Genomic DNA, 10853 nt, shown 5'->3' with positions numbered 1-10853 from the left:
AGCGAGTTAAGTGAAGCAATGATTTATGGATCATTGATTCGTCTTATGGTCAGGCGAATGGCATCTTAAGCTTTTGTTTACGAATCAGCTCTAAAGGTAAATCAAGCCCATGTCAAAGTCAATAAGGAATTAAAAAAGATAGAGCCACCAGCTTAGAGGATGTTTTAAAAGTCTTAGAAGGTATAATTTGCTGTTCTCACTTGGGTTAACTTCGACGATAAATCAAGGTTTTAGCCATGTACTGAGATACTTAGCTGTGCTAACTAAGAGAGTAAAACATCCTCTTAAATGAGATATTAATTGGATCTCAAATATTGCTGTTCAAGCCTAGAATCCCCCATTTTCTAAGAGGATTTTTTAAAAGTGTTTGGCTGTGATTTTAGGCAGTTATTGATCCCCCCTAACCCCCCTTCAAAAGGGGGGAACCGGAATTAAAGTCCCCCAATTTATCTCTTAGCCACTGCCAGAACAGTCTCCCATCAAATGAAACCACCCTGCCCTTTTCTCAAGAGGGGAGGATGTCAAAATTCTTCTGCTTGAGGAAGCGGGAAGATTTCACCAGCCAAGTAAGCTTGAAAGTGCTTTTGGAAGTACAACCAGGAAGTCATATCTTCGCCATCTGTCAATGCTTTTGGGGCTTGCTTATATAGAGGAATACGGTTATTAATTTCGTCTTGCAGCACTGGGGGAAGTTCTGTTAAACCATTGACTTTGCTGCCAACAGCACTATAGATCAGATGACCGGGGCGATCGCCCATTTTCATCCAGGGAAGCCATTGACCAATCCGATCCCAACTCAGTTTTAGTTGAGAAACTGAGGAGAGGGCTGTGTTGAATAAATCTGCGGTTGGCACAGTTAATTTAAACAATTCCGCTGCCTGATAAATTGGATTTGGGCTGTATTCGGCAAATTTTGGATCGTCTGCTAAAGGATTGGGGTAATAGGGAAATATATCAAAAACGAAAGTTGTGCTGTCACCATCTACTTGTGCGGGAAAATTTCCCTCAAACTTACCCTGCACTGGATTATTAGCAACGTGAATTACCGGAACTGTCTCGCCTGTCCAAGGATTCTCCCATTTGGGCAAAACCTCATCTGTTTTTGGGTTGAGGTAGTAAGTCAGTTCTCTGGAAGTAAAATCCCAGCTACCTTCTGCTGTGGGAATACATCGGCTAACGCTCAATCCCAGGATCTTAAACAGGAGTTGTCTTTTCTCACCGGGGATAAAGGCGTAAATTTTACCTTTCCAAATCAGGAAAGTGGATTCGCTAGGGTCAAGGGAAGAACGAGTTTTAACCCAGTGCTGGGCTTCAAGTTCTTGGATTTGGGCAACCATCTAAAGCATCCTTAGTATTTGAAAGGGACTGGGGACAGGGGATTGAGGATTGGGGATTGGGGATTGGATTTCCAAACCTTAAAGACCTCTGTTTGTAAATTGCATGGCAATCAGTAGCTAATGTCAGCTACTAATTTACACTCACATATTTTTGTTGTCTTAATTAAATTCTGGTGGCTTGAAGTAAGTAAAAAAGTGGCGATCGGGGGTGGTACACAAGCAGCAATTTTTGCAATTAATTCTTCAGAGATGACACCGGGGCCACTTGGCATCTGAGAAACCAAGCCGAGGGCAGATGCACCGCAACGAATGGCAATCCATGCTTCTTCTATGCTGCTAATACAGCAAATTTTGACTCTTGGGTTTGCTGTTCTTTCCATTCTTTCCTAACTCCGAAAGCGCCAGTCCCTTAAAAGTAGTTGACAAAAACGGCAACATCTAAATTTAGAATAATCCTTGAAGCTTACAGTTTAAAGGAAAGGAAGCACAGAGGCAGGCGAGGGTAAAAAGACACAAGAAATATATTTATAGAATGCAACAATAAGTCTTTGATACTCGCCGACGAGTCTTTGAACTCCGTTAACGAGTCTTTAATACTCGTGAATGAGTCTTTAATACTCGCCGACGAGTCTTTGATACTCGTGAATGAGTCTTTAATACTCGTGAATGAGTCTTTAATACTCGTGAATGAGTCTTTGATACTCGTGAATGAGTCTTTGATACTCGCCGACGAGTCTTTGATACTCGCCAACGAGTCTTTGATACTCGCCAACGAGTCTTTGATACTCGCCAACGAGTCTTTGATACTCGCCAACGAGTCTTTGATACTCGCCAACGAGTCTTTGATACTCGTGAATGAGTCTTTAATACTCGCCAACAAGTCTTTGATACTCGCCAACGAGTCTTTGAATTTTGTTAATGAGTTTTTTTTACTCGTGGACGCACATTATAACTCTACCTTGTAGCCTCTCCCCTTTCTCCCCTTTCTCCTCTGCCCCCTGGATCCCCTGCCCCTCTGCCCAATGCCTTTATCAATTAAACTGGCTTTGAAACTTGCTCATCGAGACGGCGAAACAAAAACAGCCAAAGTGGTAGGGAACTATTAATTGCAATTAGTCGCACTAAATGACCAGTTGTGACAATTTCAACATTATGATTCAATGCCAGGGAAACCAGGATCATTTCTGCTGATCCTCCTGGTGCTGTGACTAAGAGACAGGTTAACCAGTCCCAAGAGGTTAATTGCATGGCAAGTATAGCAGCGATCGCTCCGGCTACAAGAGTCATCCCCACAGACATCAAGGCATAGCCGACAGTCCGCTTCTTAAAGTTGGGTTTGTCTCCCCAATACTCACCGATAGTAATTCCCAGGAGCATTTGACCCAATAAGTTAATTAAAGGTGGCGGGCTAAAGCTAATATCACCCACAAAAGGCAACCAATGTAGCAAAGGATTAAACCCGATACCAATCAACAATGCACCAAAGAAATCGCCAGCGGGAATTTTAAATAATATAGCTGGATAAACTACTAATCCAGTGATTAGCAACACTAACAATAGTAATCCTAGTTGAGATGGATCAAGATTGAGCCAAGCAGCGTTGATTGGGAGTGTTTGCGGATAGTAATTACCAGCTGATGTTTTAGCGATGAAGGGAATTAGAACAACTACTGAAGTGACACGAATCGCCTGAACTAGGGCAACCAAGGTAACATTTTTATTGTAATCGGCGGCGATCGCTGCCATAATTCCGACACCGCCAGGAACTGTAGCCAGCATTGCTGTCAATAGGTTAGTTTGGCTAACGCGGGAGTAAATGTAACCAATACAGCTTCCACTCAGCAGCAGAAACAAGGTAAGAAAAATAAATATCGGAATATCAGAAACAACACTAGCTAGATTACCGTGGGCATTGGAAGCGCCGACAGTTAAGCCTACAAGTGCCATTCCCACTTTTCTCGCAGTGCGGTTAGGTTGGGGGGAATATTGATAAAAAATTCGACATCCTTGAAGAACCACTGTACCAGCGGCAATCCCGCCAAATATCCAAGCAATTCTGCCAATTTGGAATTTTGCTAGCAGTAAACCCAGAGGTAATGCCAGAACCATTTCCAAGACAAGGACAATTAGTTGCTTTGCAAATAGCTGTTTTTTGGTAACAACAGGATTTTCATGAGTGTGTTCTTCCAAGCTGGGAGCAACACTTAGGCTTTGATTCATCTATATAAGCTTTTATTATTAATTTAACTTATGTACTCAAGCTAAGGCGATCGCACAACAGGCCCAGTTCTCAATTTTACGTGAATTCGATGAACCTCTCTCTGTCTTGAACTAAAGTTTAAGTCAGTCCCTTTCCCTGGTTTTATGTAGTAAAACCAGGGAAAGGTTTTTATTGGACTAATTAGGCGAACACCATATTACCCGTCGAACTCACGTTCTATTCGGAGCAATGCTCTAAAGTTAGATGAACCCAAAAAACTGTGATCGCCTAATTCATACTTTGATTCAGCAACGCCTGTTTTTTACCCAACCTGACAAAATCGCATTGCTTTGGCTTGAAAGCCGCTACTCTAAAGCGGCTTTCTACTGACTACAGTTCTTGTGTATCTACTTGGGCATGATAGTAGTCTTGAACGTATTTACTAGTCACTTCTAGCAGTTTATCGTGACCTTCAGGACTTACCTGTGGGAACGCTGATCTGACGCTGCTGATATAAGAGGTAAAATCATTTTCACTGGGATTGAAGAACTCTTGCCCGATGACTAGTGCGGCATAAGTTTCAGACATCTTACTGCTAAATCCGTGCTCGGTGAGTCCATCACCGATGTAGCGAAATAGCCAGTTAGCGTCAGGGTCCTGCTCAATCAATTTAGAAGCGTTGACGATGAAGTCTTGGTATTCAGTCATTGGGGTTATTCCTTTGGTTGTGTTGGGTTTGCAAAAGAATACAAATTTACTGTTACTTTATCGCCTACTGCTATGGCGATTATCAAAGCGGAAGCTACCTGGTAATTAAAAAAATCTCAGGTTTTGATAACTTCCAAAAGACAGACATTCAAGCTTGATGAGGCGAAGTGAGCTACTCTTCAGTTAAACACACAAAACACGGGTCAGCTTTTAACTCCATAGAATCATAAGCTTTCCACAGATGTCTTAGTTTTGCGCCCCCGTAACTATCCCAAAGTCCAAGGGTGTCTTTGTTCAATTTCCCGTGTGGTGCTTTAAACAAGAATCTCTATAGAGAGAGGATAGGGGCACAATGATCGTTGTACCCCTACAAATAATTTGTATTCCTTTCAATGGTTCAGCCGTTTAATCTTCGTCTTGGGCTGGGAAAGCTTCTTCAAGCTCCCACAACCTATCTTTATTTTCAACAAACCAAATACGAGTTTCTGGAGTTAATTTACCCCAAATAACTTCAACAGGGATGTGAGGAGATGCATATTGGTACTGCTGACCAAGTGATCTGAGATTGTCTGCTACATCATAGGGAATTCCGAATTGTTCCCAGTCAACTTTGATATTTTTTCCCGAAACTCCTGCTGTGGGGTCGAAAATCAATTGTGCTGATCTGACTAAATCAGCAAAGTGTTTCGGTTTGAGTTTGGTGATCTCCTGAATTTGGAGTGATTCGTTATACTCTTGAGACATGATCGCCGCAGTGGTAAAGATTAGTCGTGTATTGAATTTACTGCCAGAGATTTTTATCCCAATATTTTTACTTTAGCGCAGAGCCGCTAACTTGATCATGACTAAGATTATAAAATTAGAGATTAAGTATTGGGAAGAATTTCGATTCCAGTCCCCAATCCCTAATCCCCAGTTACTATTTTAGTGACGAGTGTAGGAACGCTGAAAGTGAGTTTTGAGTGTATGAGCCATAGTGGACATTACAACTGCTAGTATAGAAAGCGATATTGCTGCTATTCGGATTCTAGAATCATCTGCAAGTATTGCTACAGCAGCTAGAGCGATCGCTACCCCTATACAACTTTGTTTGACCCTATTTGTAACTTGATAAGCTTGATTGCAGGAATGACAAATAAGTGTGTGTTGCGAGAATCGGTCTAATGTAATCAACTTTTGATCACACTCGCTACTACCGACATTTTTTGAGGTGGAATAACCTTGATAAAAGGGCAAAGATGATCCAAATTTATCTAGCCATTTGCGATACTCAACCACAAGAGAATCAGATGTTTTCAGCGGTAAATACACTTCTTTGAGATTTTTTCCCAAACGCTCAATTTGGGCCTTTTGTTCAACGACTAATTGCAAATCACCTTCTAAGATTTTGTTTCGGATCAAGATGTGATCTAACCAGGGAGGCATGAGCTTGATTTTTTGGGTAAAAAAGTTACCATAATTTCTGAGTAGAATCCGACATCTATTTTTACCTAATGGAATTGAATACAAGGCTGTGCCTCCAAACTTACCTTGCTGTTCATTACCAACTTTTTTGTAGAGAATCAAATTAGGAGCGATGAAATCTAATGACATCCAAGGCAGATTGGCTGTCTGTGTTCGCCGCCACCTTCCCTTAATTCCCTGAATGTTGCTGTCAATGACTTCTAGTTCCAACGGTTGGGCATCTTTTCGACTTCCCATGATGCCATCATGACTGATTGGAATATGAGCCGGGTCAATAACGTTTTCAATAAAATAGCTTTGGTCGTAAGGTAGGTCACGGACATAATCTAAGTTGAAGCATTCCGGGTTTTCCCAATCTGGTAGATATGGAATTAGCTCATCTATAGCCGTTTCGGCTTCCCCTGCCCACATCCAAATGATCCCTTGACGTTCCAAGACTTTAAAGGATGATACGCAAGCATTTACCGGAATTTTGGCATTGGTTGGTAACTGGGGAATGTGCAGACATTGACCATTATTGCCAAACTGCCAACCGTGATATAAGCACTCAATTTTGCCGTCAATAATTTGTCCATCAGAAAGTCTAGCTGCACGGTGGGGACAACGATCTGTTAAACAGATAAATTGTCCATTTTGGTCTTTGAACAAAACGAAAGGTTCATCGTACAAGGAAAAGCTATAAGGGCGGTTGGCAGGCAAGTCTTGCACGAAGGTAACGGGATACCAGCATTGCCTCCAGTTAAATTCTTGCTTCTGGTCAGGTGTCTCAAAGGTAGAAGTTGGTGGTGTAGCCTGTAGTGTCTCTGTTTCTAATGACATAGTTTTCTCCAGGTTTCTATGATTTTATACCTTTGTATTAGCTCCTACCTCACTGTTTGTAACGAAGTGTGTAGCCAAAGCAGCGGCAAGATGGTAAAAATCCTTGGAGAACGCCTAAAGTAAGAAATTTCTTGCTGGACTTTCTGACTTTGGTAGCCACAATCAAACAATAGCAATACTTTCGAGAGCCATTACTTCGCACCTTTCTGGCGCGGTCAAGATGTCACTTTCGGTGATGATCACGGCTACGGAGCTAAAAGTTTTCAATGACTACAGGTTCGACTGATTCAGCAATTTCAAAGTCGAAAATTTGTGAGTAAAAGTAGAGTTCTGCTGACAAAGAACGTTTGATATTTGGGGCTTTGCGGAAGCCATGTTCTTCAGCCTCAAAAGGAAGATAAGCCACAGGTACACCTTTAATTCGCAGTGCTGTAACCATTGCTTCAGTTTGGTTGGGCGGAACCACTCGATCTTCTAATCCTTGGAAAAAAATCACTGGACAGGCTAGACGATCGCTAAAGTTAATTGGCGATCGCTGTTGATAAATCTGACGCTGTTGTGGGTAAGCGCCAACCAGACGATCCAAGTACCGCGATTCAAATTTATGTGTATCCCGGACTAAAGCTTCCAAGTCGCTGACACCATAATAGCTGGCTCCTGCTTTAAAAGTATCTCGAAAAGTCAAGGCACAAAGCGTTGTGTAACCACCTGCACTACCACCAGAAATTGCCAGGCGATCGCCGTCTACATCTCCCCGTTCCACCAAGTAACGCGCACCAAAAACACAATCATCTACATCTACAATTCCCCACTGTCCATCCAGTCGTTGCCGATACTCCCGCCCGTAACCTGTACTACCACCATAATTTACATCCAGAACTGCTATACCTCGGCTAGTCCAATACTGAACGCCAAAACTGAGGCTACTAGAAGTTGCTGCGGTGGGACCACCGTGGCTGTTGACAATCAAAGGCGGTTTTTCGCCCGCAGGAGCAGTATAATCAAGGTTTTGAGGTGAGTAGAAAAGGGCGTGTGCTGTTTTACCATCAGCTGTTTCGTACTCAATAGCTTCAGGGAGAGAAAGATAACCAGCATCAATAGTTACATCGCTGGAACGCCGTAGTACTTCCAGCTTTTTGGTTGTCAAATCCAGACGGATAATAGCTGCCAACTCAGTTGGAGAACTTCCGCGAAAAACCACTTGGTTAGAGGTGGCGTGGAGAGAACTAATAGCTGTGTAGGGCGTATTTATTGGTTCTAGTTGACCTGTTACTGTGTCAAGGCTAGCTAAATACCAAATACCTTGCTGGGTATAAGTACAAATAATCTGGTTAGCAGACTCAAAAGCATAAGTGGACATCCCAAAATTCCATTGCGGCTGACCAAACTCCGCTTTGATTTGAGTTAGCGCTTCTACATTTTCATCTTGCCAACGATATATATTCCACCAACCTGTACGGTCAGAAACAAAGTACAATTTGCCATCCGGCGACCACTCTGGCTGAAAGATAGATTCATCTAAATCGCCAGCAATTTTTTGAGTATTTCCCAAACAACCATCTGCTTTTAATTCCCCAACCCATAGTTCAGTGCTATCCCAAGGCATATTAGGATGATTCCAAGTCAGCCAAGCTAATCGTAAACCATCGGGACTAAGGCGAGGCGAAGCATAAAAGTCATTTCCAGATACTAATACTTGGATTTTGTGATCTCCGTCTAGTTCGACGCCGACTAAAGTATTGATCGCCTCATTTGCAGCATCAGTGTGATCTTCGTACACGCAAATAATTCGGTTGTGTTGGCGGTCAAAAATACCATCTGCATAACGTGTGGCTGCTGACGGGGTGATGGCTTGCGGCTGTGTATCACTATCCTGACGATATAGGCGTTGGTCAATAAAGTTAGAAAAGTAAACAGTGCCATCTACCACAAGAAAAGAACTGCCACCATATTCATGCACACGGGTACGCACATTGAAGGGAGTAGGTGTGATATCATAAATTTCACCATTTGCACCCCGGCGGACTACGACATTTCTACCTTGCTCTGACGGTCGCAGCTCGCTCCAGTAGATATCTTCGCCATCGAGAGCAATTTGTCCCAACCCAATTGTGCGTGCGGTAATTAAGTCTGTTGTGATGGGCGATCGCCAAGATCCGTAAGATACTACCTCTGGTTTAGTCACGCTCTATTCTGCTCCCTGCTCCCAAGAATTATGCATTGTGTGTAGAGGCAAAACTCAGGCACACCCACTTATACTAATTCATAATACTATATTGCAGCTGCCCAAAACCTTTACTACAAGCGATTGGCAGGCTTGACAGCACTTGTGAGCATAACGCCTGCGATCGGCTACCTCTACCACAGGCGATCGCTCCTTGCTTGGTGAAATAGAAGTTCCGTAGTTGGGAGCGCCAAATATGTCAGAAAAATGTAAAAGCTGGTAATTATCACCCAACTGTAACTGCTAATCTTGTAACCGAAATACCTCAGAAATCAACAATGTAAATGCACCTGAACGATCATATTTAGCAGTAAGGCGTTTATACTCATTTTCGGCAACCAGCTTTCCGGCTACTATCTCAAACTCCTCTCCCACAGGCAACTTTTTAGGAATATTCACAACAACACCATCAAGTAAGTAGAAAGTGTCGTTTTTCCCATTGGTGGGGTCTAAAATAATTTCACTAATTTCTTCTGTGTCGGAAATTTTTAAATCAGAGGTGATAGATTCTTTTGTACCAATCCAACTTCCTGAAAAACTGGTTATTTCTTCGCTTGTCTTGCGATTGGGAAAACTATTTAGATGTTCGCGCAGATGTAGAATTTTCTCTAAATCTCCATTTTCTGTATATATACTACCTATGCTAGTATTCCAATCTTCATGCTTTAAAAATAACTCGACTGAGAAACTATGTCCCGATTCCAGTTTTCTGGGAACCCAAGTACTGGAACCATAATCAACAAGAGCTAATGCCCTCTTAGATGGGTCTGCTGGATGCAATAATCCATCAGGCTGATTGCAAGTTTCCTTCTCAATTTGCCATTGTTTTTCTAGCGTACTCCCGTCTGGTGAAGGGAACTGATTTGTGTGAGTAATTACCGTTTTATCGGCATTGGGACGCAAATTTCTGATACCTTGAGAAGACTTGATGACTTCTTTTTCTGGGGAGTAAACAGTCCATATACCATACATAGACTGGCCTTCTGTGGGCAGGTATCCAAATAATTTTTCCCAGTGTTGCTCTTGGAGATGCGTCATTTTTTTAAGTATAAGTAAATGTTGCAGTTTTGACCTTACAATACCTTTGCCAGAAACAAAGGTGTGTCTAACTTCTTGCCGAAACAGCCCAAGATAAGCGTATGCTTGGCTGTTAAGCAAGTTGTCACCATTTCAGGATCTTTCACCCAGAATTTAAAAGCTGTCGTTACTAAAATCACGAGTTTTTTCTTAAAGTCCTGAGTTTTTTCTTAAAGTCCTGAGTTTTTTCTTAAAGTCACGATTTTTTGCAAGACTTGGAAGATAAAGAATATTACGCCATGTACGACTTGCTCTCAAACCTAACCCCCAACCCTTGTAGGGTTGGGGAGCAAAAATCAAAGCCTCTCAGGAGTGGGGACTCAATACCCCCTCTGGGGATTGGGGGAAAGAGGAATGGAAGCGGAGTTCCAAGAATAAGTTGTACATCGCGTCAGGTATTGACCTCAGTTACTCATTTTCAACCAGAACTGTAACAGCAGCGATCGCAATCAACATTTCGTCATTTTTATCGTTGAGTTCGGGAATAGCCCGCCCTTGAACTACCATCCCCCCAGATTCTACGGTAAGAGTTTTTCTACCAAATGGTAGGACAGCTAGTACCTCTTCTTCCCTGACTTGTTCTGGATATGGTACTGCTACCTGAACCTCTATAATCATTTCATTGGGGTGACTCAAGCCTGCAACTTCCCAAACACCAGGTAAAGCATTGTGAGCGATCGCATTCCGTACTGCCCTAGATGCTGCTACTGTTGGTTCTTGTCCATGCTGATCTATTCCCATCCCCATCTCGATAATCAACCGTTTACGCGCCATTGCTACCTTTGGTAAATCCTGCACCTTTCACTTTATCTTTCTATTGGATAGCAATACAGGAATTCTCGGATGAATGAAATGCACCATTAAACAAGTCAAGAGTCCAATCTACAGTTATCCTAAATCCTGATTTCTGACTAAGAAGGGGACAGGCATTAGACAAGAGCGTGAAAATGACGTAGGCACAATTCATGAATTGTGCCTACCAAGGATTTCCAGCAACAGATAATTAATTTCTGGAATATGTCTA

11 protein-coding genes are annotated in these 10853 nt (G+C 42.4%); 1 reads left to right on the top strand and 10 read right to left on the bottom strand.

The genetic code is table 11. The features are described from left to right. Positions 1-521: 521 nt before the first annotated feature. Positions 522-1337, bottom strand: a complete 816-nt coding sequence (locus V7K85_RS14580; protein WP_334814354.1) for a DUF1838 domain-containing protein — start codon at positions 1335-1337, stop codon at positions 522-524. A gap of 110 nt (positions 1338-1447) precedes the next feature. Beyond that, complete coding sequence (locus V7K85_RS14575; RefSeq protein ID WP_334814353.1) at positions 1448-1717, bottom strand: hypothetical protein; 270 nt, start codon at positions 1715-1717, stop codon at positions 1448-1450. 219 nt (positions 1718-1936) lie between these two features. Between V7K85_RS14575 and V7K85_RS14570 the strand changes: the two genes are divergently transcribed. After that, on the top strand, positions 1937-2302 hold the full coding sequence (locus V7K85_RS14570; RefSeq protein ID WP_334814352.1) for a hypothetical protein: 366 nt from the start codon (positions 1937-1939) through the stop codon (positions 2300-2302). Between the two features lie 70 nt (positions 2303-2372). Here V7K85_RS14570 and V7K85_RS14565 read toward each other — a convergent pair whose 3' ends face one another. The 8 genes from V7K85_RS14565 to V7K85_RS14530 form a co-directional block, all read right to left on the bottom strand. Next, entirely contained in the window at positions 2373-3557 is a 1185-nt protein-coding gene (locus tag V7K85_RS14565) for an AbrB family transcriptional regulator (protein WP_334814351.1), read from the bottom strand. Between the two features lie 370 nt (positions 3558-3927). Next, positions 3928-4245 carry a hypothetical protein gene (locus tag V7K85_RS14560; protein ID WP_334814350.1) on the bottom strand — a complete coding sequence of 106 codons (318 nt, stop codon included), beginning with the start codon at positions 4243-4245 and terminating at the stop codon, positions 3928-3930. 405 nt (positions 4246-4650) lie between these two features. Beyond that, entirely contained in the window at positions 4651-4989 is a 339-nt protein-coding gene (locus V7K85_RS14555) for a hypothetical protein (protein ID WP_334814349.1), read from the bottom strand. A 180-nt stretch (positions 4990-5169) separates the two neighbouring features. Further along, complete coding sequence (locus V7K85_RS14550) at positions 5170-6528, bottom strand: aromatic ring-hydroxylating dioxygenase subunit alpha (RefSeq protein ID WP_334814348.1); 1359 nt, start codon at positions 6526-6528, stop codon at positions 5170-5172. Between the two features lie 253 nt (positions 6529-6781). Then, complete coding sequence (locus V7K85_RS14545; RefSeq protein ID WP_334814347.1) at positions 6782-8713, bottom strand: S9 family peptidase; 1932 nt, start codon at positions 8711-8713, stop codon at positions 6782-6784. A gap of 78 nt (positions 8714-8791) precedes the next feature. After that, positions 8792-8986, bottom strand: coding sequence for a hypothetical protein (locus tag V7K85_RS14540; protein ID WP_334814346.1), 195 nt, complete (start codon positions 8984-8986; stop codon positions 8792-8794). 9 nt (positions 8987-8995) lie between these two features. After that, the gene (locus V7K85_RS14535) at positions 8996-9790 is read right to left on the bottom strand and encodes a DUF3598 family protein (RefSeq protein WP_334814345.1); all 795 of its coding nucleotides are present in this window, start codon (positions 9788-9790) and stop codon (positions 8996-8998) included. Positions 9791-10237: 447 nt separating this feature from the next. Further along, positions 10238-10603, bottom strand: coding sequence for a Lin0512 family protein (locus V7K85_RS14530; RefSeq protein ID WP_334814363.1), 366 nt, complete (start codon positions 10601-10603; stop codon positions 10238-10240). Positions 10604-10853: the final 250 nt, after the last annotated feature.

It is taken from the genome of Nostoc sp. (genome assembly GCF_036917615.1).
GTDB lineage: Bacteria > Cyanobacteriota > Cyanobacteriia > Cyanobacteriales > Nostocaceae > Nostoc.
This window is presented reverse-complemented; position numbering and strand designations above follow the sequence as displayed.

Bases quoted from the DNA above. Each gene is read 5' to 3' on its own strand.
- V7K85_RS14560 (WP_334814350.1), bottom strand. From the start codon at position 4,245: ATGACTGAATACCAAGACTTCATCGTCAACGCTTCTAAATTGATTGAG.
- V7K85_RS14580 (WP_334814354.1), bottom strand. From the start codon at position 1,337: ATGGTTGCCCAAATCCAAGAACTTGAAGCCCAGCACTGGGTTAAAACT.
- V7K85_RS14575 (WP_334814353.1), bottom strand. From the start codon at position 1,717: ATGGAAAGAACAGCAAACCCAAGAGTCAAAATTTGCTGTATTAGCAGC.
- V7K85_RS14565 (WP_334814351.1), bottom strand. From the start codon at position 3,557: ATGAATCAAAGCCTAAGTGTTGCTCCCAGCTTGGAAGAACACACTCAT.
- V7K85_RS14535 (WP_334814345.1), bottom strand. From the start codon at position 9,790: ATGACGCATCTCCAAGAGCAACACTGGGAAAAATTATTTGGATACCTG.
- V7K85_RS14555 (WP_334814349.1), bottom strand. From the start codon at position 4,989: ATGTCTCAAGAGTATAACGAATCACTCCAAATTCAGGAGATCACCAAA.
- V7K85_RS14530 (WP_334814363.1), bottom strand. From the start codon at position 10,603: ATGGCGCGTAAACGGTTGATTATCGAGATGGGGATGGGAATAGATCAG.
- V7K85_RS14550 (WP_334814348.1), bottom strand. From the start codon at position 6,528: ATGTCATTAGAAACAGAGACACTACAGGCTACACCACCAACTTCTACC.